We start from the raw sequence: 26663 nt of genomic DNA, 5'->3' as shown, positions 1-26663 counted from the left end.
GCGCGATCTGCATTTCGAAGGCACGCTTTTCCTTGTCGGTCTATGCCGAGGCGGCGCGCGTCGCCGGCCACATCACCGAGGCCGAGCGGCTGCTGCGACAGGCAGCAGAAGCACTTGTCAATCCTTCATTGCGAGCTTCCGCCGAACCCGGCGGGACAAAAGCGCCAATAGGCGCCAGCCTTTGTCAGGAAATCACGGATCGTAAGACGCGCCAGTTTGCCATTAAAATCCAACTGTTAGATCTGCCTTGACGCCGTTCTCGCTCACGTCGCCCGAAAACTGGCCGGCATAGGACAAGCCGAGCTTCGCGTTGGCAGCGAAGCCGACGTCGAAGCCTGCCTCGACGACAAGTGCATCCTCAGCAACCGATAAGCCTTCGACCATGAACGTTTGGCCGCCGGCGAAGGCGAGGCTCTGTTCAGCCGAAACGTCGCCGAAGGCATGATCCCAGCCAAACATTCCGCGCGCCGTGAGCGCAGTGTTTTCGCGAGCCAGCAATTCCTGCGAAAACCGCAGGCCTAGTCTCGTTATACCAAGATCGGTCGAACTGGAAAGTCCCTTGAGCGCAGTCAGCCCCCCGTCCTCCTGAAAACCGTTGGTTTGCAGATGCACGTAGCGAGCGCCGGCAAAAGGCTCGACTGCGCCGTAGGCAGTCTCGACCCGATAGCCCACTTCGCCGAAAAGCTGCACAGTCTGGCCATCGTAGGACGACGCATGCCGGTTGACGACGCCGGCGGGCAGCGCCGCGTCGCGCCTGGTATCGATCTCATGTTGGGCGATTGTCGCACCCACACGCAGGCCAACGGTGTCCCACTGCGCGCCGCCGTACAAACCCACTTGGTAGCTGTCTACCGAGGCATGGTCGGAGGCGGAATTGACCGAAGTGCTGCCGTGACCGAGCAGGAGGCCAAGCCGCCACGTCTCGTTCACCATGCCATCGATACCAGTGGCGATGCCGCCAAGGTGTCGATTGAAATCCGAGGCGTTGCCGTCGCTGCCGGTATGTGCCCACGATCCATAGGCTTCGCCCCACAGCGTGATACCGTGTCTGGTCGGCTGCATGGCGGCAAAGGCGGAGTTGCGGGCCGGTGCGGTTTCCGGTCCATATTCGGCCGGTTCGACGGTCGATTGCGCTCTTCCCGCCACGCCGCCGAAGGCGGAACGAATCCGATCGATGGCCGCCTGGCCGATGAACTGCCCGTCTTGCGCCAATATTCCCTCCAGCGTAGGGTGAATTTCTCCCGAAAGGGACTGGTAGCTAGCCGAAAGGCCGTCCGCTGGGGTTGCCAAGGCGACCGCGTCATGGATCGCATTGCCCAGCCCGAGCGTTTCGAGAATGGCGGCCGTCGTCCTTTGGTTTCTGGTAAGAGCGATATCGGAAAAGGCACGGCCATTGCGAGATAGGTCGACGCGAACTTCGTTCGGCAGGTACGACAGCGTGGTGTCGATGAAAACATACCCTTGCGCGCCATCGAACTTGCCGCTGACCCCGCCGGTCGAGGTGACGATGGTATAGGTCTGGTCCAACAGCGCCTTCAACCGCTGTCGCGTTTCGGCGCCGGCTTTCGGCGTGACCATCACCACGCCCCCCAGCAAGGTTGTCGCGCCGTTGACGACGAGCTGATCGGTTTTGTTTTCGCCAACCTCGATATGCAGTGCGCTGCCCTTGTTGAAGATCACGTCGCCGTTCGACGTCAGCGTGCCGATCGCCTTACCCGGCGACACGACGCCGCCGCCAGCGACTTCAATGCCCCCGACTGTCCCAATGCCACCCAACGTGCCGAGCTTATTGACGACGACCTTCGAGGTGATCGAGCCGTCTATTCCCAAGAGGCCGCCATCGATCACGGTATCGCCCCTATAAGTGCTGTGGCCGGTTAGCCGCAGCGTACCGGCGCCGGATTTGGTAAGGCCACCCAGATAGTTGTTGGGGTCCGCAAATCTGGCGGTGAGTGTGGACGCGCGTGCCTCATTGGCATTGAACTCGGCGACCCGCTCCTCGGTGATCGCTGCCCGTATGGTGTCAAGGCTTGCTTCGCGCCTACCGGTGAAGTCGACGAACTGCGCCGTCAGCGGGATCTTCGAGTTGGGTTCCGTGGCACGGAAGGTGTTAAATAGCAAAACGGCGATCGGATTTGCACGCATCGCGCTCTGAGCCGCGCGGGCATCTTCTTTGGAGTCGCCTGCGGCTGCCCCCGCGTCGATCGCCGCCCAGAAAGTCCGCACCAGCTTGATCGCCTCGTTGAAGGCGTCGGGCGTCACCTCTGCCGCGACGTCGTTCCTGATGGTCTGGATGACCTCCTCGGTCAGCCCATTCTGCCAACGCTCGGCGACCTTCTTTGCTTCCCAATCGGCGATCGTCCGCTGGTCTTCGCCCTTGCGCTGATCCAGGGCGTCCTGCGAGATGTCGTTTGCCCAGACCTCCTCGCGGGTGCCGCGATAGAAGCCGGGCAGCTTGGCCTCGAAACGCCCCTGGAACTGACCGGGACCTTTCAGCGCCTTCTCCAGATCGATGATTCCCCAGCCGAAAACCTTGTCGACGCCGGCGTCGCCGAGGTCAGTTGACGTCGTTTTGAGGATTTCGTTGACCTCGCCATTGGCCAGATAGGGATAGCGTTCCTTCACCACAGCGAAAGCGCCGGTGGCGAATGGACCGGCCATCGAAGTACCGTCCTGCTTCTTATAGGCCGGGCGCAGGCGGTCGTCGTTGACGACGTCGCCCCGCATCAGGCCGGTGATGTCGCCTTCTGCAATGCTGCTGTTGATCCGGCTTCCCGGCGCGGCCACGCAATAATACTTCGCGTAGCCGCAAATGCTGGAAAAGCTGCTCTTCGAATAGCCTTGCGGATTGTCCGCGTCCGCGACCACGCTGATCGTCGCCAGCCAGTGTTTCTCGATGTCGGGCACGAAGCTGGCAAGCCCCGCCATTGCGTCCGGTTCCCGGCCGTCGTCGTTGCCGGCCGAGAATTCGACGATGATGCCCTTGCGCGCCGCCTTGATGGCGCCGTCATAGGCGCCGCCATCGGGCGTGCCGAGGATCGCCTCGATCTCCTGGAACTGCGAATAGGCCTGCGCGTAGGACCCTGACGGCTTCGACAGGCCAATGCCCCAGCTGTCGGTGATGACGTCGACGCCGGCATCGATCATCGCCTGCCAGGCCGCGCCATAGATGGCGCCGTCATTGCCCCGCACTCGACCATCTTCGGGTCCGGGATCGTAGTTGCTCGCAGCGAAAAGGCCAGCGCCGAATGCCACGCCCATCATGCCGGCGCCGTCCCTGTTGGCGCCGGCGATGCCCGCCACATGGGTCCCGTGCGTGGAAATCTGGCCATGTTCGCTGATGAACTGCCTGCCGTCGGCGAAGAACGGATCACCGGCTTTGACATGGAAGTAAGGGTCCGAATAGACGCGCGTGCCTGAGGTTGGCAGAAACGTCAGCCGGCCGGCAAACTCTGGATGCGCCCCCCAGACCGGCTGGTCGATGATGCCGATTTTCGCGCCCTTGCCGGTGAAGCCCAACGCATAAGCGGCATCTGCATTGATGGCTCCGAGCCCGACATTGCCATTGAATTCGACGTCATCGCGCCAACTCGCGCGCGCCGCTTCCAAGTCGGAGGTCGTGCTGCCGTCAGCACGAACATACTGCTGCGCCTCACTTCCCCCCGACGCTGCGGCGAGCAGCGCCGCCGTTAGACCGGTCGTTTGAAGATGCTTGCGAAAGGTGGAGAGGGAGCGGGAATGCGCCGGGCTTTTGGTGCAAAGGCTAAAAAACGTCATTAACAAGTCCTCTTGCAAGTCGAATTCCCCTTCTCCACCCTCGGCGCGCCACGCGGACAAAAGTCCGCACCGCGTTGAAGACGAGCGCTGCGGGTACTAAGAAAGATGTCGTGCGAATGGATATCCGTCCCCGGAACCTTTGTTATTTCTTGTCTCTCACTCGTTCAGCAAGCTGTTGTGGAGCGCGAGATTATTCGCCGTGATGGGATGGCGGCGCACTTCGGCTGGAAGATCACTCGATACGGCTGGAACTCCTCGCAACATTAGCCTCGAACCTGCTGCAAACGTTCCAGGAAAGGACAGCGTCGCTCATCTCACGCGTCTGCATGTAGTCAACCTTCAATCCGTGTGCCGCATCTCAAATAGCAAAGGCCGTGCCAGCGCTCAGCGGGCAGCAAGCGCATGGCTATCCCTTGAAAACCTCCAACAGTGCCCAGCATGGCCGATGGTACGGAACCCGACATGTCTTCTGCCGCTGTCAGGTTTCGGATATGCATCAGGCGTTTCGCGCCGCCAGAAATGTGTCGCCATCCGCCATCCCCCCAAGGCCGTCAGCACTCTCCCCGAGGGCCGCACGCGTCCCCGGCGGCGCGTTTGTTGATCTCGAGAGGCGGATGCTGCCATGCATTAAAGGCGTGACGGGCGCAGAGCCTGTCTTCAGAAGAACCCGCATCCCCGTACTCATGATCACGGCTATGCTCGCGCAGAGCGCGGACCCGATGCTCTCCTGGGCGACCTAGTTCCAGAGGAATTCCTGATTGATGACGCTATCGAAATTGAGATCGAAAACGGCGTTGCGGTCATCTGCAAAATGTTTTCCACGGAGTTCCGCGAATGGGCGTTTGCGGCAGGAGAAGACGAGAATCTGCTGATGGCGTGACTGGCGGTGCAACGAGACAATGGCCGCAGCCTGCCGGCTGCGAGGTTCATGGCGCGCTCGGATGACGATGTCATGCGCGTCTTGGCCATCATGATGGCCGAGACGCTCGAAGCCGGCAGCGCCTTCATGGAGGCGCTCGGCAACCATCTTAACGTCGACATTGGGCCCTTGCTGGCAGCAACCGGACGACACCTTCTTCGTCCTGGTGCGCGACAAGGAAATCGCCAATTCGATGCTTGCCGATGTCGGCGGCAAGCATGTCGCAGACGGCAATGTCACCGACAAGGTGAAGACGCAAAAGAAGATCATCCGCGCCTTTCTTTCGGGCGAAAACGGCAGAAGGTCGAGGCTGGCTGCCGCGCTTGATGAAATTCTCGGCCGAGAGCTACACCGATCGAGGCGGCTTCCGTAACCGCCGATCAGTGGGCGAGCGTCCGGTCTGTTCGTCTGCGAATGAGCCAGTCACGTTGAGCGCTGGCTTCTCGATAGCGGCCGCTCGATACTGTACCCCGCTGGGCGCCGGTTGCTTATCCGGCCATGCCTCGGCCACCCATCGCGCAGCAAAATCCGGCCGGCAAACTCCTTGCTTTCATTGGTCGATCACCACGCCGGATGCCTGCTATCGCGGCCGGCCTGTGGGCACCATCTCGATCCGGCATCGGCGCAGCATCAGCTGCGCGGGCCCGTCAATTCCAAGCCTCCTGCTTGGCTGCAGCTACCGCGCTCGCGACGATCTCCACGCTCTCCTCCGGGACCATTCCCCTGCCGCTGGCTTGTCGACCTATGGGCGGGTACGGCCGCCCGAAACCCTCGCCATCAGCTTTTTTCCCCGCCGCCTGCGGCGGCTTCCTCGCGCCGCTTCGCTTCAAAAAAGCTGCCCGCTCGGGTCCTCCGCTGCCGCTTCGGCCCTGTCGGGTTCAGGCGGTCCGGACGCGCCCCATCACGGTCCGCCATCGCAGGGGATGGTCCCCGGCGACAGCAAAAGGAGACTTCGAAATGACCGCCATCGGTTACGTCAACAAGCAGGAAAACGGTGCCTACAAGGGCCAACTCAAGACGCTCAGCGTCCGCGCCGACATCGATATCGTCCCCAATCAGGCCAAGAGCGCCGACAACCATCCCGACTTCCGGGTGCTGACGCAAGGAGTCGAAGTGGGCGCCGGCTGGATCCGCACCGGCGAGACTTCCGGCAAGGACTATGTGAGCTTGTCGATCGCAGCGCCGGAGTTCGGACCGCGTAAGCTCTACGCCAATCTCGGCCGCGCCGCCGGCCAGGACGATGACGACACCTACGCCATCATCTGGAACCCGGTCGACTGATCGGCCGACTTCGAGCCTCGCGCCGCAGCCGGCGCGGGGCTCATTCTCAGGAGCTCCGCCGAAACCGGTCCGCCCGAAAGGGCGGCGAAAACTCGCCGCCCACTCTTCGCCCGTCCCCGAAACGATCTCGCTCCCCCATCCTCGCCGTCGCTTGTCCGAAGCCAAACGAGGATCATCATGGACGACGAAAACGAACGCGCGGCCCGCGCCAAGAAGGGCAGTCCGTTTCTCAACACGGCCCAAGCCGCCTTCTATATCGGGCTCTCCCAGCGCACGCTGGAAAAGATGCGGCTCAAGGGTGGCGGCCCGAAATTCCGCAAGCACGGCCGCTACGTCCGCTATCACATCGACGAACTCGACGACTGGTCGAAAGGTCACCCGCAGCACGCCGCTGCCGAGGCTGGTGACGCCGGTTGCGGCCAAGCCGGCGAGGGAGGCCGCTCATGAGCCGGCGCCCCTTCATCCGTCTGATCGGCACCCGCTTGCGGCGCATTAGGGCGCAAAAAACGATCGCCATCGCCACGATCGGCCTGGGTCTGATCGGCTTTACAGCGCTCGCAAAACCCACACCTTGGCTGGTCTGGAACGCCTCGGCCAGCGCCCCCGTCGGCCTTTATCGCTTCGCTGTGGGAGCACCGGCTCGTGGTGAGCTCGTCCTGGTCAGCCCACCGAAATCGGTTGCCGATCTCGCCGCCGAACGCAGCTATCTGCCGGCCAACGTATCGCTGGTGAAGCGCCTTGCCGCACTGCCGGGTGAGCACGTCTGTGCCTTCAACGACGCCATCATCATTGGCGGCGAGATCGTCGCGCGACGCCTGACAACCGACGGCCAAGGCCGCCCGCTGCCACGGTGGAACGGGTGCCGGACGCTCGACGGCAATGAAATCTTCCTGCTCGGCAACGACAATATCCGCTCCTTCGACAGCCGCTATTTCGGGCCTGTTCCCGCCCCAAATCTCATCGGGAGGCTCGTGCCGCTATGGACCGAGTGACCCTCCTGATGTTCGGCATGATCGCCTTTGCGCCATGCGCCTGTTCCGCCTCGACCGGCGCTGAGCCGGTCGCCATCTCCCAAAGTCCGCAGCTTCAACGATGGCAGGAGTTCACAGCGCAAGCAAGCAGGCGCTTCCGTATTCCACAAGCTTGGATTTACGCTGTCATGGATGCCGAAAGCGGCGGCAAGACCATGCTCCACGGCCGCCCCATCACCTCAGGCGCGGGCGCCATCGGCCTCATGCAGGTGATGCCGGAAACGTATCAGGAGATCCGTGCCGAATACGGGCTGGGGGCCGATCCGCACGATCCGCGTGACAACATCCTCGCCGGGACCGCCTATCTCAGCGCCATGTTTGACCGCTTCGGGTTTCCCGGCCTGTTTGCCGCCTACAACGCAGGGCCCGAGCGCTACGAAGACCATTTGAAGCATGGAAAGCCGCTGCCGAGGGAGACGGTTGCCTACTTGAAACAGCTCAAGACGATGGGGGTTTCGGCCCACGACATGGACGAATTCGAAGGGGAGTCCAATGCGCCAAAGAGGCAAAACGCTCCCTCGGGACGCGCGCTCTTCTTCCTTCGTGATGGCGTGAGCGCCGGCGAAGAAAAAGGCGATCTCTTCGTACCGCTCGGGGATAATCGAACGAAGAAGCCGGACGGCGGGTGAACCGGGAGGCGGGGGGCGGGTTTTGCGGGGCGGGAAAAGCGGAAGGCAAGATAAAGGCACCGCCTCCAGGAGCCGGCGAAGTCCTTGTCTGCACATCGTTTTTTCAGGAGGCTGGCGCCAGCGCCAAGAGCGTTGGACGCCTAAGCCTTTGATTTACTGGCCAGGAGGAGGCTGGCATGAAGGACGACGAGTTCAGGCCGAAGCTCGGCAAGATAGGGTCGCGCAGCACAAAGGCAGGCAAACGCTATGCCGGCCAGGTCCAGGCAGCGATCAACAAAGCCGGCGGCCGGCCCCAGCATGGCGCTCGCTTCAACGGAAGCCGGGCCGGGCGCGGCGGGCCGGCCGCCGCGCTGCTCAGATCGCGCGACCGCTACGCCGCCTTTCGGCAGCGGCGCGTGATCGTCAAGGCTCGGGTCGTCAAGCTGGCGGGCAAGGGCCAGGACGGGGCGCGTGCGCACCTGCGCTACATCCAGCGCGACGGCGTCACCCGGGAAGGCGCGCCTGGCGAGCTCTACGGCGCCAAAGGTGACTGCGTCGACGGCAAGGACTTCCTCGAACGCGCGGATGGTGACCGCCATCAGTTCCGCGTCATCGTCGCTGCTGAAGACGGCATCGAGTATGACGACCTCAAGCCGCTCACCCGTCGACTCATGGCGCAGATGGAAGAAGACCTCGGTACGAAACTCGATTGGGTGGCCGTCGACCATTTCAACACCGGTCATCCCCATACCCACATCATGGTTCGCGGGAGGGACGACCGCGGCAAGAACCTCGTCATCGCGCGCGAGTATATTTCGAGCGGGATCCGCGAGCGCGCCGCCGAGCTGGTCAGCCTCGATCTCGGTCCCCGCAACGACCGCGAGATCGAACAGCGCCTGCGTCAGGAAATGGAGCAGGAACGCTTCACCAGCATCGACCGGCAGCTGCTGCGGATGCGCGACGATGACGGACTTGTTTCGGCTAACGGCCGCGACGCGTTTCGCCAGACGCTGCATCAGGGCCGTCTTCGCAAGCTCGGCCGGATGGGCTTGGCCGAAGAGGTCGGCTCGGGCCGCTGGCGCCTGGATGATCAACTGGCAGCGACGCTGCGCGGCATCGGCGAACGCGGCGACATCATCAAAATCATGCACCGTGAGCTGACAGGCAAGGGGCTCGCACGCAACGCCACAGACTGGGTGATCCACGATCGATCCGGCGAGCCGGCCCGGCCTGTCGTCGGCCGCGTCATCGCGCGCGGGCTCGCCGACGAAATCAATGACCGGCAGTACCTTGTTGTCGACGGCGTCGACGGCAAAAGTCATTGGATCGACATCGGAAGAGGCGAGGCCACAGAACCGACGCCAGACGGCTGCATCGTGCGTGTCACGTCGAGGAACACCAAGCCCAGGAAATTCGACCGTGCCGTCGCCGACATCGCCGCCACGCACGGCTATCGTTACAGCGTTGATATACACCTGAGGCATGATCCGTCCGCAACCCAAGCCTTTGCCGAAACGCATGTCCGTCGGCTGGAGGCGATCCGTCGCGTCATCGGAGGCGTCGAACGCGAGCCGGACGGCACCTGGATCATCGCGCCGGATCATCTCGATCGCGTCTCCGACTACGAGCGGCTGCGGGCCAGGGCCGAACCCGTTGTCGTCGAGAAGCTCTCATCAATGCCGCTGGAACGCCAAGTCAGCTTCGATGGCGCCACCTGGCTCGACCGGGGCCTGGTTGCCGAGAAACCGGAGGCGTTGCGCAACTCAGGCTTTGGGCATGAGTTGCGGGAGGCGCATGCCCGCCGGCAGCAGTGGCTGATCGCGCAAGACCTTGCACATGAGGAGCAGGACCGGGTCGTCTGTCGCGCCAACATGCTTTTGATCCTGCGCCAGCGCGAGCTCAACCGTGTTGTCGGCCAGCTGTCGGAGGAACTTGGCCTGTCCTACACCGAAACGCGGTCCGGAGAACAAGTTGAGGGCAAACTGCGCCGCTCCGTCGAGCTTGCCGGGGGAAAATATGCCGTCATTGAAAAGTCGCGCGAGTTCACGCTGGTGCCATGGCGGCCGATGCTTGATCATCACGTCGGCAAGGAGGTGTCCGGGATCATGCGCGGGGAGGGGATATCTTGGACCATCGGCCGGCAGAGGAGCGGGCCGAGCGTTTCGTGATATGGCTACACAGATTTTTTCAACCTCGGTGCCCAACTACGGAACGGCGTTGGCCCAGCTCAGCCGCTCCGCCAGCAGGGGTTTTGTCGTTCTAGCCCTCGGCTTTGTGATGAACATCGCGCAGGCTGGCGAGTTCAACAGCGACAAAATCGGCGATGTTCTGAGGGACCCGCGCGGGGATCACACCTTGTGCGCCCATCGCGGCTTATGCGGCAATGCGGTTGGCAACAACAGCGAGAATCCCAGCGTCAGGGATATCCCAGAAAATTCCGGTGCTGCAATCCAAGCCGCCACATATACCGAAATTGACGTGCGCTCTACGCAGCGGGGCGACCTGATCATGTTGTACGACACCAACCTGGGCCGCACCACGAATGTTGGTACTAAGAACGGCAAGCGGGATTGCGATCCATCTGAGACTCGTCAGCTTTTCGAAAGCTAACGCCCCTTAAGGGAGCGTGCGCCCGAAGCACGGTCGAGGCCCCATCATGGGCCTAGGTAGAGCGGTGAGATGCGAACTGGAAAATATGCACCTTCGCGGTTCAGCGCTAAACCGGCGCTGTCGACAAGGATTGCACGCTTAGCGAACAGGCTCTGTTCGCCGCGGGGGCAGACCGATCTAAACTTTCATGCAGGCATACCTGCGGAAGCGCACTTGAAAAAGAAGCTCGCAGAGCAGCGGGGTCTGAGAAGCTCGACGCGTCTAACAAACAAGCTGAAGTTCCCACGCTGGGGCGTGCGATGCGTTGGGCAAGCAGCATGACGGACGCCGTGCAGGGAAGGCCACGCGGAATCGATCCTGGCCAGCGAAGTCTTGGTGGTACGACGGTTGCGGTCCATCCAACCAGAGAGGGCTCGACGACCCAGCATGCATGGATGACCGACAACACTTTAGCGAGCGCATTCTCGCCAGATCGGAGATGGAATATGAAGGGCATTGGCCGACATGGTAGATCGCGCATTGGGACTGCTGCAGCCGACACCACGCGGGCATCACCAGTTCGCGCTGGCAATCCAAATGTTGCTCCTGGGGAAGGCAGTGAATCGTTCGATACCGTCGTCGAGCAGATGCACGCTGGGCCCCAAGATAGGGGGAAGTCCTACGCCCCCATTGCGCGCGGTGCAGATGATGCCGTTCGCGAGGGTTTTTCCGGTCCCTCCGATGACGTACATCGAACTCTGGCGGCTGCGCCCCGTGCGGCCGCTGCGGGGCGGCGTGGCTTTCCTACGATGTCGGCGGGTGAAGCCACGGCGCCAGCGGCCAGCCTGCCGCCAACCCCGTGTGTCGCAGGCCCCTCTTCCTCGACAGGGGAAGAAATAAACGTAGCAAAGCAATGCATGGACGGCCTGGTTGAGGAATTTTGCGCTCGCGCCGATCTGGGCATGCAAGCCCGGAGCTCGCCGACCGCGAGTTCATCGGCGCCGAATGGATGGATTTCCTCAACGAAAACAATATCCCCTTTGCCATCCGCGTGAAGGTCGACATGACCCTAACCCTCGAGGACGGCAGCGCATGGTCGCTCGCCACGCTCTTGCGGGCGCAGGCGGGCCCGCGCAACCCTCGTCGGGCACATCAACGGCACCGCAGGCGCCACGCGCGAACCTCTTCGTCTTGCCGCCAAACGCCTTGGCAACGGCGAATGGCTGATCGTGGCCACCAATCGCGCCGACCCCAAGCAGGCGCTCGGCGACTACCGAAAGCGGTGGGGCATCGAGTGCCTGTTCGGTGACGCCAAGACACGAGGCCTCAATCTCGAGGACACCCACATCACCAATCCAGAGAAGCTCGCAAGCCTCATCGTCGTCGTCATGCTCGCCATCACATGGGCCTACCGATGCGCCCCCAGCACCATGGGCATGAAGGCCATACCCGCAAAAGCCATGGCCGCCGCGAAAAATCCTGGTTCCGCATCGGTCTCGACGCGCTCAGAGACTGGTTACTCAACAGCCCCAAAGCAGCAGCCCATGCTTGGCTCGAAAAAGCACCCCGAAGATCAATGACGATCTCAAAACACGCCTGAGTCGTGTACCGTGCAGCTCGCATGGCGATACGCTTGAACTCCTTGAGTTTGCATAAGAAGTTCTCGATGAGATAACGCCATTTGTAGAGTTCGAGATCGAGAGGCAGCGGCAAGGCGCGCCTCGGATGCTGCGAGATGACGATCTTGGCGCCGCGCTCGTTCAGATCGGCAATGACGGGTTGCTGTCGAAGGTCTTGTCAGCGATCCGCCCGCCGAAGGCGAGGCCGTCAATGAGCGGGGCGACGCCCAGCGTATCGAAGCGATGTCCTGGCAGGAGAACGAAGCGCACGAGATTGCCGAGCGCATCGGTGAGCGCAAGAAGCATGGTAGTCATGCAGCGCTTGGAGCGGCCTATGGCCTGGCTTTGAGTCCCCCTTTGCGCCCTGGCCGTGGCGGTGGACCTTGACGATGGTTGCGTCGACCATGGCGAACTCCATGTCCGGCTGGTCCGAACAGGCCTCGAAAAGCCGAACGAAAACATCGGCTTTGACCAAATCGCTTGAAGACGGTGTTCCAACTTCCGAAAAAGGCTGGACGGTCACGCCACGGGATTCCCGTGCGCACGATCCAAAGGCTCGATCCGGCGCATCTGCTCCGGCGTCAACATCAGCAAATCACTCAAGGCGGCACCTCCTGCCACCTTGAATCACCCAACAGATGTCAATTCAACAAATTAATGGGTCCTGACCCTAGAAGAATGGCACGCATGCTCACGCCCTTACTCGACCCGGATGTCACCGATGAAGCACCGTGTCTATACTGAGCCGGTTACGACAAGGAGCGGCTGATCTTGTACATTCGGCTACTGGACGCCGCAGCAGAAGACGTGGCGCGACGTGGCCGAAATCGTGCTGAAAATTGATCCTGAAAAAGAGCCGAGCGCGCGTACCGAGCATGGCAAAGCCATCTCGCGCGCGCCCGATGGATGACGACGAACGGCTACAAGTACCTTTTTTCAGATGGCGCACCCCGTTGAGCGAACCTGCGCAGCACGCCTGCGAGGAGTCAGGTAACTGTTCGCAGCTAAAAGGCGGGGTTCTTCCGCCTTTTCAAACGCCGCGTGCGAAATACGGACCATCAGGCCACGGCCTTTTTGCGTGTTCTTTTTTGCAGGCAGGCTGTTCGGGTTCCTTAAGCTTTCTACCAAGGCCAATAGTTTTGGCCAAAGCCGAGCGCGGTGGCATAACTCGGGGCGACGCCGGACATCAGCCTGTAGTGGATAGAGAGATGCCGCTTCAATGACTTGAACTTTTTTCCGTCTTCCAGGCTGATGATGTAGTCGTGCATGACCGACTCCTTGATGGGGATTGCAGGCTTGAGTGCTTCAGGCTTTTCCGGAAAGCCGCCGACTGTGCTCTTAAGCGCATGGCCGGAAGTTCGCCTAGGGGGACTGGATTGTTCGAGACATAGGCCGACACGGCGTCAGCAGTGAGCTCGATGAAAGCAGTATTGTTCTCGGATTCTTCCGTAACGGAATGCTCATGATTTGAAAGCAATGGGAGAAGTTCCGCTTCCTAATCAAAGCAGCCACAGAAAGCAATGAACGTCACGCCAGTGCTCGATCAATACTGTCTACTCAAACTGCTACCCCACGCAAGCGCCCATGATTTGGTACGGAAACGATTCTGCATTGCTGTCCTGGTCAGACGCTCTGGCAGAACCATCGATCGCACCCGCTAAGGCGGTTCGGCTGATGCATAAACAGCCATTTTCTAGCAGAAGGGTTTCATTTTCGACCCTGTAGGAGCCGCACGAGAAATACTTCGCTACGCACCCTCTAATGCCCTGATCCTGCCACTCTCCATAGGCAAGTGCGACAACGAGAAATCTTTAACGCGACCTGTACAAGCAAGAGAGGCTCGGCCCAATGAGCAGGGTAGTGCGCGCAGACGCGGCTTCAGTTTCGTCGGCGACGTTTGCTCCGCTAGAGAATCCCACCTTTCGCGCGATCTGGACTGCCGCACAGGTGTCCAGCTTGGGCTGGCTGATGCAGACTGTTGCGGTCAGTTGGCTGATGGCAACCATCTCGCCTTCGGACGTGATGGTTGCCCTGGTGCAGACTTCCACGACGCTGCCCGTATTCATTCTGTCGATCTTCGCCGGGGCCATTGCGGACAATTTCAGCCGGCGCCATGTGATGGCGCTCGGCTGGTGCGTGATAGCCTTGTCGTCGACGATGCTGACTGCTCTTGTGGGGCTGGGGTTTTACAATCCATGGATGATCCTCGCATTCAGTTGTTTGGCCGGATGCGGCGCCGCCTTCACCGACCCTGCCTGGCACGCGTCGGTCGGCGACATCCTGCGAAAGCGGGAAGTTCCGGCCGCAGTAACGCTGATCTCAGTCGGCTACAACGCCGTGCGAAGCATTGGTCCGGCGCTCGGCGGCATCGTCGTTGCCTCCTCAGGACCTCTGACGGCTTTCGCGCTGGCGACGCTGATGTATCTGACGATGCTGTGGGCTATAGGGCGCTGCAAATGGAATGCTCGCTCTTCGCCCCTTCCACGTGAGCCATTGATCACGGCCATTCATGACGGAGGGCGCTTCACGGCGCTGTCGGGAGAAATCAAGGCCGCAATTGCGCGGGGAGCGCTTTTTGGTTTTACTAGCATCTCGATACTGGCTTTGCTGCCCCTGGTCGCCCGCAATCAGCTGGGGGGAGGGCCGATCGCCTACGGTATTCTTATGGCCGGCTTTGGTACGGGCGCCTTGTGCGCCGGCATTTCCAACAACGTGCTGAGACGGTCGCTATCGCAGGAGCGACTGACAACACTGGCGTGTGTAGCCTGCGCGGCGTGCTGCCTGGTTCTGGCCTTCACTCCTTCACTGGTCGTGGCGACGATGGCTTTGGCGCTCGGCGGCGCGGGCTGGGTCGTCACCTGGACGGGGCTTGACGTGAGCGTGCAGTTGTCGAGCCCCCGGTGGGTCGTTGGTCGCACGCTTTCGATTTACTCTGCCCTCTCGTCAGGCGGCATCGCGGCCGGCAGCTGGCTGTGGGGTATGGTGGCTGAGAACTATTCGCTCACATTGGCGCTGGAAAGCTCCGCTGGCGCTCTCCTGTTGGTTGCCGCCACCGGGTTCCTGCTCCCCATTCGTCAATGGAAAGAGTCTGACCTAGATCCTCTTGCCTTCGAAACGCCAAAGCTCGCCTTGGACTTGAAGTGGAGAAGCGGCCCGATCGTCGTCAAAATCGAGTACTCAATACCGGAGAACAATGTCGAAGCTTTCCTGGACTTGATGCGGGAACGACGTCGAGTACAAAGCCGCGTCGGTGCTCGGCACTGGAACCTCCAGCGCGATCTGCAGGACCCGTTGCATTGGATAGAGACATTCCGCACGCCGACTTGGATGGATTACCTTCGCCTGAACCATCGCCTCACCGCGGCGGACAAGGAACTGGATCAGCTTCTCCTCGAATTGCACGTGGGAGAGATTGCGCCTCGCACCAAGCTTTCGATTGAGCGGCCGACCGGAGCGACCCGCAAGCGGGATCAATCGACAAGCTTCTTTTTTCGGCGTTGATCCCATGCAAAGCGTCAAGATCGCTGAGCCAAGACGTCCGCCGCCTCGCACCGACTGGTTTGTCAAGGGTGTGGTGAAGTATTAGCGCAGCATTGGAACCACCCTTAACGCGCTGGTCAGTGCCGGATTTGCCATCCAAGCGATCAATGAGTTCGCAACCGTCGATGGAACAGCTCATGGAAGTCCCGGAGCTGAAGGAAGCACTGCAAAGACCGGTGATGCTGCTTGTCTCGTCAAAGCGCTAGGGCCGCAAAGGAGGTGGCGTTATGTCCGGCGCTAAAAGCGGTTTCTGATGCCACGGGCGTGGGAAGTCCTGAAACTGTCTGGCAGAATTGCTTCGGCTCCGGTCGTGGAAGGGCTGGGCACTATGACTTGCGCAAACGTATCGGCCGTTCGGAACGGCCTGGCTCGCGATCTGCTTTCTCTAATGGAGCGACTCCGGCTTTGTAAGGGCAGGAAGAGCTGCTGTTTCCTTTTTGAAGGGTTCCCTAAAAAGTCTTCAGCCTTAACCCGATTATTGTGGTGCAACTGTCGTATTTTCCAAGGTCATTACAAGGTAGAATTGATTGCACTTCGCCACCTGTGTAGGCAGGGAAGGGTAGGGCCATGGCATAGCCGGGACCACGGCAAGACGGCGCAGACGGTCGGGCTCCTTATTCAGAGGGGATCGTCATTATTGGTCCGGCGTTCGGGGAGGTTCGGCCGGCTGAAAAGAGGACGACGGCAATGGGGCGGCCAGGAGATAGCTGGGATGATCCACGCCATGTACTTGCAGGGATCACCTGCCAAAAATGGCAGACCGGGCCCGGACTCGAGCCGCCGTCGCGAGTTTTTCGGCGCCGTAGCGGCCTCGCTGTCTGCTGTGCGCCGGGCGAACCGCGCAGCAGATAAGCCTGCGCTGTGTCTCGCGCTGACGGTGTAGCCGAAGATTCTGCTCCTCGATGAGAGGCGGTGCTTGGGAGGACGAATGACGCGATCTCAAAGTCGTTCGTCCTATCGGCTATCTTCGGCTCTGATTTCATGCGAAGTCTGGTTGAGGAGCGTTGCAACAGCTTATACCAAATCCTTGAAGGTGTGACTCACGAGGGGATTCCCTTTCGGCCGATTTTCTGATTGAACTAAACCGCTGCCGCGGTAGCTGATGCGGGGGTCTGGCCTGAGGAGGCCCCTGTCTGAGAAGATTTGGTGTCGAGCCAGCGTTCCAGACAGGAGAACCCCAGATAAGCCCCCTGCGTCAGCGGATGATTGAAGATCTGACGATCCGCAATTTGTCACCGGAGACCCGGCGATCCTACGTGCATCACGTGGCGAAGTTCAGTCGATTTTTTGGCCCGGTGGCGATTTACATTGTTCCGTTTGCCGAATGGCTCGGTGATTGAGGGTACGGTCTTGTTTCCATGAGGACCAGGTGCTGATGGCCGCAGGCTTCAGTACGTGGCTCCGACAGCAGGGGATTGAGCTAAGCGACGTAAATGAAGAGTATGCTGAGCGTTATTTGCTGGACCGAGCGCAACGGCCAAAGCGTGGAGACGGCACAGCTCTTCGACATCTGTTGGCTTTTCTACGACGCCGGAACGCAATCGCCGAAGAGAAGGCCGAGTACAACCCGTCACCGGTTGAACAACATGTGCTGGCATACCAGCGGTATTTGCAAGACGCACGTGCACTGTCTCGTCAAACGATCTTAAATTATGGGCTAGTCGCCCGAGATTTTCTCAACTTTCGCTTCAGCGATGGTGAGGTGTCGCTCGCACAATTGCGCGGCGCACGGGGTGGTGCGCTGGCGACTGATCGACCTTGCCCAATGGCTGTGGGATGAGTTCGCGATCACGATCAGCAAGCAGACGCTGAGGCGGGAATTGCGCGCGCTCGGCTACCGCAAGCTATCGGCCCGGCCGCGCCATCATGCGCAGGATGCCGAAGCGATCCCCGCTTTTAAAAAGACTTCCCCGCCAAGCTGGCGGCGATCCGGGCGCGCCTCCCGCGCGGCACGCCCATAGAGCTATGGTGGCAGGATGAAGCCCGGATCGGCCAGCAGACCAAGCTCACCCGCCGCTGGGCAAGGCGCGGCACCCGCCCCTCAGCTCCGAAGGATCAGCGCCGATCCTCGGCATGGATTTTTGGCGCTGTCTACCTGCCGAGGGCAAAGGCGCCGCGCTCGTGCTGCCACGATGCAATACCGAAGCGATGAACCTGCATCTGGCGGAAATCTCCGTTGCCGTCGCCCCGGGCGCGCACGCCGTGCTGCTGCTCGATCAGGCCGGATGGCATGGCTCCGGCACGCTCATCGTTCCGGCCAATATCACCCTCTTGCCGCTGCCGTCCAAATGTCCGAACTCAACCCGGTCGAGAATATCTGGCAGTTCATGCGCGATAACTGGCTGTCCAACAGGATCTTCAAATCCTACGCCGACATCCTCGACCATTGCTGCTTCGCCTGGAACCGCCTGGTCGAGCAGCCGTGGCGCATCATGTCCATCGGATTGCGCCAGTGGGCACATAAGTTCTGATCAATGGGAATTGGTATCAGGCGTGCCGCGACCAAGCGATGTAGCGCCAGTAAAGAGCGCGCATCTGACGACCCGTGGCGGCGCGGAATACGTACGGCAACTGCAGTACCGGCGGTATCCGTGATCAGAGGATCCGCATGATTTCCGGGCTGTGCCGAGTTTTCCGAACAGCATTTCCTTTGACGACGCGCTGGTACCAGCGAAAGCCGATTTCGTGGGAATACAGGTCGGCACATGTAGATGCCGCTCAGGCTGATATGTTCCCAACTCAGCAGCGAGATGTGCTTGAGCAGATCATCTAGAATGACCCGGCGCGTGCTGCGCAAATGAGTAGCTCGTTCGGTATAGACCGTAGCCCTGTGTACGATCGCGCTGACGACGAGATTGAGGCCGGATGCTCGGAAGGCTAGGCTTTCGAACGATCAGTCCCGGATTTCGCCGCTCATGAAAGAACACTGCGCGCTTGTGCGCCGCCTCGCCCTTTGTGAGGGCAGCTTGGCGGCGCCGACGTAGCGCCCGACTTGAGTACCATTCGATCATGAATTGGGACCGCTCGATACTACCCAGTTCAAGTCGCATGATTTAAGAGAGACGCCTCATCGCCTGGAACTACCGTTCTGTCAAAACACGCCGAACAGTGATCCAGGCGCCCAAGCGCTCTAGCAACAGACTTTTCTTTCCGAGTTTTTCGAATGGCAATAAAAAATACCTTTCGGGACCCATTGGACAGCACCAAATGTTCACAAGGAATCTTTCGACGCGGAGTCAGTGTTCGGCGCGTTTTCACACTACTGCTGTTTCAGCGCTTCAGCGGCGGGTAATTGGCGCTTTTCGCGTGCGGCCCCAAAGCACGAAGAGCGACAGCGCCAGAAAAACAACGTTCATCGGCAAGGTGTGGCTGGTCTCTCCTCGGAATGCATGGAAGCCGATAGCAAGCACCTGGATGGTGACGAAGCCGAGCGCAGCAAGAGGTGTCAGGAACGGCAGGATGCGGGTCGCCGTCGGGAGGATCATTCCAAACGCACCTGCCAATTCGCAAAGGCCGATGAAGCGCAGAAACCAAATGGGAACATCCGTTGCCCAGACAATGCCCATAGGCGGAAGAACCGACGGGTCCATGAACGTCTTCATGATACCGGGCCAGCCAAACAGGATAACGAGCACGAGCTGGGCGGCCCACAGCCCAATATGCCAGGAGCGAGACGAGGGACCTGCGGATGCAGGGCTAGATTGAGAAACAGACATGGTTGGTACCTTTCTTTGAATGACGAGGCATGAACATTGCGTCCGCCCGGTCAGAAGTTTGCATGGCTTGAGACGATCTTGAGGGCGTCAGTGCTTCAGCACGATCTTGCCTCTGGCACCCGCTGCGACTGCGCTTTGAGCCGCGCCGGTCTGATCTAGCGTGTACGTCGCCGCGATCGGAATGAACAGAAGACCGCGGGAAGCGGCATCGGCGACCGCCGCAAGTGTCCCGGCGTCGGTGCGGTGGTAGAGCTCGCGAATAGTCACCCGATTGCCGAATTTTGAACCCTCGGGCACGGGAACGATGCTGGCTATTTGGCCGCCGTCGCGCACACGGGCGATGAGATTGCCCGCGACAGGTGCCGCGGCGCTGATCGCATAGTCGAAGCTGGCAACACTAGACGAGGCGGTGATGTCGAGCGCCTCGCCGGCTAGCGCGCCCCCCTCCTCGAGTCGCTCCGGCCGGACCCCCGCTACCGGCTTTGCACCGATCTCCTGCAGATGCTGGATCGCGGCGCGGCCGACAGAGCCAAGGGCCCCAGAAATCAGGACGCGGTCGCCCGCCTTGACCTCTAGCGCGTCGACCGTCTGCCGTCCGGTAAGACCGGCTTTGACGAGCGACGCGCCCTGCTCGAAGCTCAGATTGGCCGGGAGTTTGGCGACCGACGTCGCCGGCACCACTCCATATTCCGCATGGGCGCCCCTGCCGTTCGCTGGAAAGTCCGCAATGACCCGGTCGCCAACTGCGAACTCGGTCACGCCATCGCCCAACTCAGCGATAGTGCCCGCGGCATCTCCGCCGAGCACCGCGGGAAGCTCCAGTGGGATGAACTGGGCCATGAAACCCTGGCGGACAATGAGATCAAAGGGATTGACCGCGGAGGCTCTGATCTTGATCAGAACTTCGCCGGCTTTCGGCTTCGGCATGGGCACGTTCTCGATCACAAACTGATCGACATCGCCGTAGGATCTGAGAAGGGCAGCTTTCATTGTTTGACTCCTGGATTTGGTTGCTGCTTTTGCCCGCCAATGGTTCCGAACGGGCGCGATGAGGCTGACGCGTTTTGAAGACGCATTGGCCGAAGATTATGCGCGGTCGGGCATCGGCGACTGGTTCAGCGCAGGGCGCAGGATACTGTCGAGCGCCCAGGCACCAGCGCCGGCAAAGGCGAAATAAAGGAAGACGAAGCAGAACATGATCGCCGGTTCGCCCATGTTGAGCGCTGGCCAAAAGCCTTGCGGGGCATGGGCAATCCAGTAGGCGACTGCCATCTCGCCGGAAGCGACAAAGGGTGCGACGCGGGTAAACAATCCAACCGCCATCAGCGCTCCGGTGATTAGTTCGATCACTCCGGCGACGAGCATGATGGGAGGCAGTGTGCCCTCCATTCCTGGTATGCCCGTCGGGGAGGCAAACAATTTCATCGTCGCATGTTCCACGAATAGAGTGCAGTGACGAGCCGCAGAACGGCCAGAGCCATCGGCGTCCATTTGGAGGTATTAAGCATATTCATAGTGTTTCTCCCGGATGGGCTGCCAAAGATCAGGCTGCTGACGCGGCCTTCTTGAGCTCCTGGTTTTCCTTCCAAAGGGTCATTGCCATGTTGAACGGGCCCTCGACATAGTTTCGATACACTGGCATGCTCGCTATCTCGCGGCCGGATTTCGCTGCTAGAAACGCGATTATGTCGTCAGATTCGGCGGCGTAGTGGCCGGGTTCGAGCTGGGCGGCGGGGAAGCTCAACCTGGCGAGATGCGGGATGAGCTCGGCGCGAATGTCATCTTCCTGCTGCGTCCCAGGCGCGAAGTCGCGAATTTTCACATCCTCCATCATGGCCGCTTCCAGCAGGTACAGCCTGACCTTCAGGCAGAAGGGGCAGTTCTGCTTAAGGTAGAGGATCGGCTTCGGTGTAGTGTGAGTCATCGCATATCTCCTTGGGAGGCTCCGGGCGGATTGCCGAAGCGGAAACTGGAGGCAGCGAGGCCGCCGGCGAAATCAGTCTGATGGTAGGTGACGGCACCGGGCTCGTTCCAGGCTGCGCCCACCGTGACCATCAGCGGAAAGAGATGATCCTCGCGTGGATGCGCGAAGCGGGCGAAAGGCGCCTGTTGCCAGTCGACCAGCCGATCGGCGCGGTCATCGGGCGAGGAATCGACCAGGGTGTGCTGCAGCCAGGCATCGAACCGGCGCGACGGTTCGACAGCGCTCGGGCTGCCCATCGCCTTCAGGTTATGAAAACTGAGCCCGCTGCCGAGGATCAGTACGCCTTCATCACGCAGGGGCGCGAGCGCCAGTCCGGCAGCAAGGTTCAGCTTGGGATTGAAGCTGGCGTCCAGCGAAAGCTGGACGACGAGGATGTCTTCGTCGGGGTAGCGCGGTTGCAAGATGCTGAACGTGCCGTGATCGTAGCCGCGGGTAGGGTCGACCTGCGCATCGATACCGCCCCCACGGAGCAGCCCCTGTACCTGCCGCGCCAGCTCGGGTGAGCCCGGAGCGCCGTATGTGATATGATATAGGTGCTCCGGGAATCCCTGATAGTCGTAGACCATTCCAGGGCGCACGCCCGAGGAAATGGTAAAGCCTTTCTCTTCCCAATGCCCCGAGATGACAAGAACAGCCCTCGGTATATCGCCGAGTTCAGCCCGCATCTCGATGAGCAATTGTTCGAGCCGGTCGAAGTTGCGGCGGAATTCGCCAGTCATGTAGGGCCAGGGACCACCACCATGGCTGATGAAATAGGTTGGAAGATGAGCGTTCAACACCGTGTTCGTCCTTGGTCGGATATGCCGGCCCCTGTCGGCGCAAAATCGTCACCGATGCTTCGGCACACGCCAGCTTTGCCTTGACCAAGAGTTGGACTTTTCTCCTTGGTTGATCAATTGTTTCGCAGTTGACGAACTATTTCTCGTGAGTTGATGACCAATGGACACGTTGACCAGCCTGCAGGTGTTTTGCATGGTGGCGGAGCTGAAGAGCTTCACCGCCGCCGCCGACCGCCTCGCCCTCTCGCCCGCCATGGTGAGCAAGCATGTCATGCATCTGGAGAACCGGCTCGCCACCCGGTTGCTCAACCGCACCAGCCGCCGCGTCAGCCTGACCGAAACCGGCACGCTTTACTTCACCCAAGTGAGGCCGATGCTCGAGGGTTTGGACGAGGTCGAGGCCGCGGTAAGCAATGTCACGGTCACGCCACGCGGGAGATTGAAACTCAGTGCCCCTGTCTGGATCGCCAACAGCTTCGTCGCCGGCCTGATGGCGCAGTATCACCGGCGTTACCCTGACGTCACTTTTGACATGGACCTCAGTGGCCGGATCGTCAATTTGGTCGACGAGGGCTTCGACCTCGCCTTGCGCGCGACCTCATCGGATCGGCTCGATCCCGGCCTCATCTCGCGCCCGTTGACCCGTATAAACTTCAATCTCATGTCATCCCCAGCCTACCTGGCGCGCACCGGCCGGCCGGCCAAGCTGGCCGATCTCAATGGGCATTCGATGCTGCTCTACAGCGGCATGAATCTGAGCGGCAGTCTGTCCTTTGGTGGCCCGGAAGACCGGGAGACCGTGCAATTCCGCACCGTGATGCAGAGCGAGAACGAGACCATGCTGCACCAGGCTGCACTCGAGGGCATGGGCCTGACTTTCCTTCCGACGTTGATGGCCGCGCCCGACATCGCGGCAGGGCGGCTGGAGAGTGTCCTGCCCGAGGTGATAAAGTTCAGCACGACCCTTCACGCGGTATATCCCAGCCGGAAATATCTCTCGGCCAAGGTTCGCACCTTTATCGACTTTCTCGCCGGCCGGATAAGCGTCGGCTCCGCGGACTGATCCAGGCGCCGCCGCAGAACGCGATAGCTATAGCTCCCAACGGCACCGTCGCCTAAACTTGGTATGAGGGGCGGGTATGCCGCGCCATGACCGAATGTCCTGCCGAACCCGCCAGTCGCGCAGGCTGGTGATTTCAGCCGGCAAGCGATGGCGACGGAGAGCATATCCTCGGAGCGCAGACTAAGGGGAAATCTGCGGCATCGAAGTATCGCTCCAGACCGTCACCGATTGGGCTGGTAAATTCGGCGGTGAGTATGCATGCCGAAGACTGCTCAAGGAGCGGGGCATGGCTCCGCGCATGTTGATCACCGACAAACTCCGCTCATGGCGATGGTGGAGAGTTCTCCTCTTGCCTGTGCCGAGACGGGAGGCGTCATGAATGGCTCAAGTCAAGAGACCGTGCCAGCGCTTCGTTTCCATCCACGGCCCGATGGCAAATCTTCTCCACTGTACCCACAACGACATGACCGCTGTCCAATACCGAGAGCTTCGAACGGTCTCCCTGGAAACGAGCTCGATCACCGTGCACGGTCAAGTGGTACATCCCAAAAATGGCTTCGGCTTCACGGTGAGGAAGGACGTCTTCGTCATGCAGCCACCGCTGAACCGCTCAGGGCTCATGGCCGGTGGAAAGGGACAGACGGTGTTTATCCACTGCGGACAGGGCAAAAAGGCCTGGAAGGCCGGAGCGCTCGTTTCGCTTAGAGATCAATACGTTGGGCTTGGAGCGAAGTTACCCCAGACAACGAAATGCCCCCTGCCGGAGGAAGTGGCAGCGGGCTCGATTTGAAATGCAGCGCGGGAGGGGCACCACATTCAGCGCCGGCATCTGGGAGGAGTAGATGGCCAACAACAACATATCGATCGCCGCTGATATTGCAATGCACAAATTGCGTTGCGCGGTTGCGAAACGACTCGACCGCGCGTTGGGGATGATCCGGGCCATCGGCTTGCGGAGGCGGGTTCCGCTCCCCACGGCGACGCCTCGCGGAATTACATTTGGCATGGGCTTTTGCAAGGGAGGCGGGCTGGCCCCGCCTTTTATCCCGCCTCGTCGGGAGCGTCAGCCGATCCTTTTGGGCTATATCAGCATTTTCCCAAAACTATCTGCCCTGGCGGAATTCGATTTTCGTTAGAGCCACCGCGTTACCCTGGGTGTTAAAGCCTTGACAGGCGTGAGTGCCAAGCGTGGGCTTCAGGTCACTTCGAAGCAGCCCTCGAATGAGATGCTGGCAGCAGCCGCGCAGACTTCGCACGGCTGTGCCTCGCACTATGAAGGGCTTGAACCGCAGACGGCGAGGGATCGTGCGTACCATGCGAAGAACCAGACCGAGACTTCCGTGCAATGATGCGCAGAACCTATATCATGTTCAGTGCGGTCCGGATCTTGGTTGCTCTCGACGTCTCAATAGATGCACTGTACTGACGGGAGCCTCGCTGGACAGCGAAGGCTTCGAGGCGGTTAGCCAACGACTCCGTTTTGGGATCGCGCCTGCTAGTGCTCACGTCTCTCTCTTTGATGCCAGGTTGGTGGCCTGCCACTTCGGCAATTACACTGCTGGAATGGGAGTGCTTGTAAAAAGGCGCAGGGAGGAACCTCTCCCCATGAAATAGATTTATTTGAGCATATTCCAGCATCGCATCGGGTGAGGGCATGAAATCGCTGGAACAGTCACCTTCGCGGGCCATCGTTCCATGCTGATGCAGATTGTCATGCCAGCTATCGAACGTCGGTGACTCTCGGTGAGCTGCTAGCGCAAACTGTAGGCCGAACATTACGCAGTCAGCAGCAGACTTCTGCGCATCAATCTCGATAAAGGCCCACTGCGGTTCCGCTCCCAGCTGCTCCAGCGATGCCGCCCGCAATTTAAAGTGGGGGGCCACAAAGGTGTAAAAGTTGGCGCCCTCCATCACGATCACGGTCGGAGCTGCTCCCGCGCGCGTCCGAACATCGGCGGCAAAGTGGTGCTTCTCGCCGTCCGACAACCGCACGACAGCACGCCAGGCTCGATCCCTTGACCGGTCGTTCAGAGTGTCGAGAAACGTGGCAGGCGAGTCCATGTGCCTAAGGTCAAGCTCGGGGTAGCGCCGGTTGTAGCTCGCTGCCAAGTGATGAAAATTGTTGATATCCAGCGACAAAATCCTTTCGTCCGGCTGTGTGTTGGCAGACAGATAGTGTGCTACCTGCCGACCGTATTCCATCAGACTGGACGGGGTCCCCGTCTGCCTGGCACGCTCAAGGGTTTGGCCAAGCAGCTCGATCTTCTCGTTGACACGTGACGAGCGGCTACGGCTCGAGGCGTTTCCGCTACCGGACTGTTCGGTTGATTGTAGGGGGCGTTCAAAACTGGATCGAGGCGAACTTGATTGCGCAGACTCAAGGTGAGCTGCAAACTCGGTTTCCTGGCTGTGTCTATAGTCCTGGTGGGTCTCGCGCCGTCCGCTCATTCGTGAGATGCAGCCGCCCATATGTATGCTCCTGGAATACGTGTTACCCGACCCGGCGGGGCCAAGAACGTGATCGCGCACAAGCGAACCAACCGGTTCACAGTCTTCTAGGATCGACTTGCACGGCCTCACTGCGGTGCGATCCGCTCAGACGCGGCTCAAATATCGCTTGCTCCACCTGCTGCATCAGCATGACGCAGTAGGCATTTGTGAAATCTGGATTCCAATTGGTCGATAGTCAGATGGCCCATTGCTATTCCTCAGTTCGAGGGCGGTTCGCAGGTCTAAATACTCGGATCGCGTTTTCACGCTAGGAGAATTACCTTTCGAGAAGCTGACGGTTGAAGTGAACCCCAATCGGTGGGCTGGAGCACGTCCCGAGATCGATTGTGATGTGACCTCGGGCTGCGCGGGTGTTCAAGGGTGATGTGAAGAGCACTGAGCGACGATCTTCGATCCCGGGTCTTTAAGACTTCGGACGCGAGCATTGTCTGCCCGGCAGGGCGACGGCGCGGTTCGGCGAGGCATATCGAATGTGATCCGCTGGATCACGGGCGAAGATCGGCGAGCGGACGCCGCGACCGCAGGGCCGCCAACGTGCATCCAGCCTTGATCCACAAGAAGCCTTCTGATCGGGCTGATCGATGAGAGCAAGGACATCACGCTGAACGAGATGATGGAGCGGCTGGGGGGAGCGGTCAGTGCGGATCAACCGCAGCGCCTTGAGCGCATGGCTTCGCGGCCACGGGTGGACGTTCAAAAAGTCTGGACACGCACCGGAGCAGAACGGCCATCCTGCTGCTAACGAAGCTTCGGAGCTCGGGCACTTCGCCCGTTTCTAGCCCGCTGAGCGCCTCTTTCTCTATTATATAGTGTCCTAAAGGTTCTGCAAAAAGCTTTGGAGAGAGGCCAGCGCCTGCGCTGAAGTGGGGCGGCCATGGCACGGTGGTGAGTTGCGATCACCGATTCCCGTGGAAGGGGAGTGCCATGACCAATCGAGAAATTAGACTGAACAGAGGCGAGTTGAAAGCGTTGCTATTGTCGGATGAGGACGGCTTCGCAAGGTGTTGCAGACTGTCGTGCAGGAGACTTTGGAAGCCGAGATGACGGTGGCGATCGGGGCCGAGAAAGGCGAGCGGACGGCGGAGCGGGTTGGTTACCGGTCCGGCTACTATGAGCGCACGTAAGCTTGTGACGCGGGTTGGGGTGCTGGAACTTCGCGTTCCGCAAGATCGGGCCGGCCGCAATCGAAAACGTTTTATTCTAAGCAGATGGCGCGGCGGCGATGAGGCACCAGGCGCGCGAACAC

22 protein-coding genes and 8 pseudogenes are annotated in these 26663 nt (G+C 60.5%); 17 read left to right on the top strand and 13 right to left on the bottom strand.

Annotated elements, in window-relative coordinates; genetic code table 11:
* Positions 1–32 precede the first annotated feature (32 nt).
* Positions 33–251, top strand: coding sequence for a hypothetical protein (locus EH240_RS40215; RefSeq protein WP_425374852.1), 219 nt, complete (start codon positions 33–35; stop codon positions 249–251).
* On the opposite strand, the gene EH240_RS31175 is transcribed toward EH240_RS40215, so the two are convergent.
* Together EH240_RS31175 and EH240_RS38260 are read right to left on the bottom strand one after the other, a co-directional pair.
* Positions 223–3777, bottom strand: a complete 3555-nt coding sequence (locus EH240_RS31175) for an autotransporter domain-containing protein (protein WP_125005771.1) — start codon at positions 3775–3777, stop codon at positions 223–225. The two genes, EH240_RS40215 and EH240_RS31175, sit on opposite strands and share 29 nt — an antisense overlap.
* 736 nt (positions 3778–4513) lie before the next feature.
* Positions 4514–4804: a hypothetical protein gene (locus EH240_RS38260; protein ID WP_167484234.1), complete on the bottom strand. Its 291-nt coding sequence runs from the start codon at positions 4802–4804 to the stop codon at positions 4514–4516.
* Positions 4805–4817: 13 nt separating this feature from the next.
* Between EH240_RS38260 and EH240_RS39375 the strand changes: the two genes are divergently transcribed.
* From EH240_RS39375 to EH240_RS31130, 8 genes are all read left to right on the top strand, one after another.
* Positions 4818–5069 carry a hypothetical protein gene (locus tag EH240_RS39375; protein ID WP_245436538.1) on the top strand — a complete coding sequence of 84 codons (252 nt, stop codon included), beginning with the start codon at positions 4818–4820 and terminating at the stop codon, positions 5067–5069.
* Positions 5070–5653: 584 nt separating this feature from the next.
* Positions 5654–5977, top strand: coding sequence for a DUF736 domain-containing protein (locus tag EH240_RS31160; RefSeq protein WP_125005769.1), 324 nt, complete (start codon positions 5654–5656; stop codon positions 5975–5977).
* Between the two features lie 177 nt (positions 5978–6154).
* Entirely contained in the window at positions 6155–6424 is a 270-nt protein-coding gene (locus tag EH240_RS31155; protein ID WP_125005767.1) for a helix-turn-helix transcriptional regulator, read from the top strand.
* A complete protein-coding gene (locus tag EH240_RS31150; protein ID WP_125005765.1) occupies positions 6421–6969 on the top strand; it encodes a S26 family signal peptidase in 549 nt (182 codons plus the stop codon). The genes EH240_RS31155 and EH240_RS31150 overlap by 4 nt, the downstream gene beginning before the upstream one ends.
* Positions 6957–7637 carry a lytic transglycosylase domain-containing protein gene (locus EH240_RS31145; protein ID WP_125005763.1) on the top strand — a complete coding sequence of 227 codons (681 nt, stop codon included), beginning with the start codon at positions 6957–6959 and terminating at the stop codon, positions 7635–7637. The genes EH240_RS31150 and EH240_RS31145 overlap by 13 nt, the downstream gene beginning before the upstream one ends.
* 176 nt (positions 7638–7813) lie before the next feature.
* A complete protein-coding gene (gene rlxS, locus EH240_RS31140; RefSeq protein ID WP_125005761.1) occupies positions 7814–9784 on the top strand; it encodes a relaxase/mobilization nuclease RlxS in 1971 nt (656 codons plus the stop codon).
* Between the two features lies 1 nt (position 9785).
* Complete coding sequence (locus EH240_RS31135) at positions 9786–10226, top strand: PI-PLC domain-containing protein (RefSeq protein ID WP_125005759.1); 441 nt, start codon at positions 9786–9788, stop codon at positions 10224–10226.
* A gap of 1208 nt (positions 10227–11434) precedes the next feature.
* Positions 11435–11785, top strand: coding sequence for a transposase (locus EH240_RS31130; RefSeq protein WP_125005757.1), 351 nt, complete (start codon positions 11435–11437; stop codon positions 11783–11785).
* A gap of 180 nt (positions 11786–11965) precedes the next feature.
* Here the strand turns inward: EH240_RS31130 and EH240_RS38255 are convergent, their stop codons facing one another.
* From EH240_RS38255 to EH240_RS31110, 3 genes and pseudogenes are all read right to left on the bottom strand, one after another.
* A complete protein-coding gene (locus EH240_RS38255) occupies positions 11966–12139 on the bottom strand; it encodes a hypothetical protein (protein ID WP_167484238.1) in 174 nt (57 codons plus the stop codon).
* 17 nt (positions 12140–12156) lie between these two features.
* Positions 12157–12369, bottom strand: coding sequence for a transposase (locus EH240_RS40210; RefSeq protein ID WP_167484237.1), 213 nt, complete (start codon positions 12367–12369; stop codon positions 12157–12159).
* Positions 12370–12882: 513 nt separating this feature from the next.
* A pseudogene (locus EH240_RS31110) lies at positions 12883–13301 on the bottom strand (Ros/MucR family transcriptional regulator).
* Between the two features lie 371 nt (positions 13302–13672).
* On the opposite strand from EH240_RS31110, the gene EH240_RS31105 reads away from it, so the two are divergent.
* The 3 genes and pseudogenes from EH240_RS31105 to EH240_RS39370 all read left to right on the top strand — a co-directional run.
* Positions 13673–15325 carry an MFS transporter gene (locus EH240_RS31105; RefSeq protein ID WP_125005755.1) on the top strand — a complete coding sequence of 551 codons (1653 nt, stop codon included), beginning with the start codon at positions 13673–13675 and terminating at the stop codon, positions 15323–15325.
* Positions 15326–16566: 1241 nt separating this feature from the next.
* Positions 16567–16656, top strand: a pseudogene (locus tag EH240_RS31100) (tyrosine-type recombinase/integrase); the annotation flags it as partial.
* 429 nt (positions 16657–17085) lie between these two features.
* Positions 17086–17835: pseudogene (locus EH240_RS39370) on the top strand (IS630 family transposase); the annotation flags it as partial.
* Between the two features lie 16 nt (positions 17836–17851).
* Here EH240_RS39370 and EH240_RS39365 read toward each other — a convergent pair.
* The 7 genes and pseudogenes from EH240_RS39365 to EH240_RS31055 all read right to left on the bottom strand — a co-directional run.
* Positions 17852–18067 (bottom strand): annotated as a pseudogene (locus EH240_RS39365) (hypothetical protein); the annotation flags it as partial.
* A gap of 4 nt (positions 18068–18071) precedes the next feature.
* A pseudogene (locus tag EH240_RS31080) lies at positions 18072–18405 on the bottom strand (Tn3 family transposase); the annotation flags it as partial.
* A 237-nt stretch (positions 18406–18642) separates the two neighbouring features.
* Entirely contained in the window at positions 18643–19080 is a 438-nt protein-coding gene (locus EH240_RS31075) for a DoxX family protein (RefSeq protein ID WP_125005749.1), read from the bottom strand.
* A gap of 87 nt (positions 19081–19167) precedes the next feature.
* Positions 19168–20070, bottom strand: a complete 903-nt coding sequence (locus tag EH240_RS31070) for an NADP-dependent oxidoreductase (RefSeq protein WP_125005747.1) — start codon at positions 20068–20070, stop codon at positions 19168–19170.
* Between the two features lie 96 nt (positions 20071–20166).
* Positions 20167–20588 (bottom strand): annotated as a pseudogene (locus EH240_RS31065) (DoxX family protein).
* A gap of 35 nt (positions 20589–20623) precedes the next feature.
* Positions 20624–21004: a thioredoxin domain-containing protein gene (locus tag EH240_RS31060; protein WP_125005745.1), complete on the bottom strand. Its 381-nt coding sequence runs from the start codon at positions 21002–21004 to the stop codon at positions 20624–20626.
* Complete coding sequence (locus EH240_RS31055) at positions 21001–21843, bottom strand: DODA-type extradiol aromatic ring-opening family dioxygenase (RefSeq protein WP_125005743.1); 843 nt, start codon at positions 21841–21843, stop codon at positions 21001–21003. The genes EH240_RS31060 and EH240_RS31055 overlap by 4 nt, the downstream gene beginning before the upstream one ends.
* 160 nt (positions 21844–22003) lie before the next feature.
* On the opposite strand from EH240_RS31055, the gene EH240_RS31050 reads away from it, so the two are divergent.
* From EH240_RS31050 to EH240_RS31040, 3 genes are all read left to right on the top strand, one after another.
* Complete coding sequence (locus tag EH240_RS31050) at positions 22004–22906, top strand: LysR family transcriptional regulator (protein ID WP_125005741.1); 903 nt, start codon at positions 22004–22006, stop codon at positions 22904–22906.
* 379 nt (positions 22907–23285) lie between these two features.
* Entirely contained in the window at positions 23286–23696 is a 411-nt protein-coding gene (locus EH240_RS38585; RefSeq protein ID WP_206075351.1) for a hypothetical protein, read from the top strand.
* Between the two features lie 52 nt (positions 23697–23748).
* Complete coding sequence (locus EH240_RS31040) at positions 23749–24042, top strand: hypothetical protein (protein ID WP_125005739.1); 294 nt, start codon at positions 23749–23751, stop codon at positions 24040–24042.
* A 223-nt stretch (positions 24043–24265) separates the two neighbouring features.
* On the opposite strand, the gene EH240_RS31035 is transcribed toward EH240_RS31040, so the two are convergent.
* A complete protein-coding gene (locus tag EH240_RS31035; RefSeq protein ID WP_281035185.1) occupies positions 24266–25375 on the bottom strand; it encodes a YopJ family acetyltransferase in 1110 nt (369 codons plus the stop codon).
* A gap of 417 nt (positions 25376–25792) precedes the next feature.
* Between EH240_RS31035 and EH240_RS38580 the strand changes: the two are divergent.
* Together EH240_RS38580 and EH240_RS39360 are read left to right on the top strand one after the other, a co-directional pair.
* A pseudogene (locus tag EH240_RS38580) lies at positions 25793–26142 on the top strand (IS630 family transposase); the annotation flags it as partial.
* Positions 26143–26341: 199 nt separating this feature from the next.
* Positions 26342–26538: pseudogene (locus tag EH240_RS39360) on the top strand (transposase); the annotation flags it as partial.
* Positions 26539–26663: the final 125 nt, after the last annotated feature.

It is taken from the genome of Mesorhizobium tamadayense (genome assembly GCF_003863365.1).
Lineage (GTDB): Bacteria > Pseudomonadota > Alphaproteobacteria > Rhizobiales > Rhizobiaceae > Mesorhizobium > Mesorhizobium tamadayense.
This window is presented reverse-complemented; position numbering and strand designations above follow the sequence as displayed.

Coding starts and splice junctions, on each gene's coding strand:
- EH240_RS31175 (WP_125005771.1), bottom strand. CDS start 3,777: ATGACGTTTTTTAGCCTTTGCACCAAAAGCCCGGCGCATTCCCGCTCC.
- EH240_RS38260 (WP_167484234.1), bottom strand. CDS start 4,804: ATGGTTGCCGAGCGCCTCCATGAAGGCGCTGCCGGCTTCGAGCGTCTC.
- EH240_RS31160 (WP_125005769.1), top strand. CDS start 5,654: ATGACCGCCATCGGTTACGTCAACAAGCAGGAAAACGGTGCCTACAAG.
- EH240_RS31155 (WP_125005767.1), top strand. CDS start 6,155: ATGGACGACGAAAACGAACGCGCGGCCCGCGCCAAGAAGGGCAGTCCG.
- EH240_RS31150 (WP_125005765.1), top strand. CDS start 6,421: ATGAGCCGGCGCCCCTTCATCCGTCTGATCGGCACCCGCTTGCGGCGC.
- EH240_RS31145 (WP_125005763.1), top strand. CDS start 6,957: ATGGACCGAGTGACCCTCCTGATGTTCGGCATGATCGCCTTTGCGCCA.
- rlxS (WP_125005761.1), top strand. CDS start 7,814: ATGAAGGACGACGAGTTCAGGCCGAAGCTCGGCAAGATAGGGTCGCGC.
- EH240_RS31135 (WP_125005759.1), top strand. CDS start 9,786: ATGGCTACACAGATTTTTTCAACCTCGGTGCCCAACTACGGAACGGCG.
- EH240_RS38255 (WP_167484238.1), bottom strand. CDS start 12,139: ATGACTACCATGCTTCTTGCGCTCACCGATGCGCTCGGCAATCTCGTG.
- EH240_RS31105 (WP_125005755.1), top strand. CDS start 13,673: ATGAGCAGGGTAGTGCGCGCAGACGCGGCTTCAGTTTCGTCGGCGACG.
- EH240_RS31075 (WP_125005749.1), bottom strand. CDS start 19,080: ATGTCTGTTTCTCAATCTAGCCCTGCATCCGCAGGTCCCTCGTCTCGC.
- EH240_RS31070 (WP_125005747.1), bottom strand. CDS start 20,070: ATGAAAGCTGCCCTTCTCAGATCCTACGGCGATGTCGATCAGTTTGTG.
- EH240_RS31060 (WP_125005745.1), bottom strand. CDS start 21,004: ATGACTCACACTACACCGAAGCCGATCCTCTACCTTAAGCAGAACTGC.
- EH240_RS31050 (WP_125005741.1), top strand. CDS start 22,004: ATGGACACGTTGACCAGCCTGCAGGTGTTTTGCATGGTGGCGGAGCTG.
- EH240_RS38585 (WP_206075351.1), top strand. CDS start 23,286: ATGGCTCAAGTCAAGAGACCGTGCCAGCGCTTCGTTTCCATCCACGGC.
- EH240_RS31040 (WP_125005739.1), top strand. CDS start 23,749: ATGGCCAACAACAACATATCGATCGCCGCTGATATTGCAATGCACAAA.
- EH240_RS31035 (WP_281035185.1), bottom strand. CDS start 25,375: ATGGGCGGCTGCATCTCACGAATGAGCGGACGGCGCGAGACCCACCAG.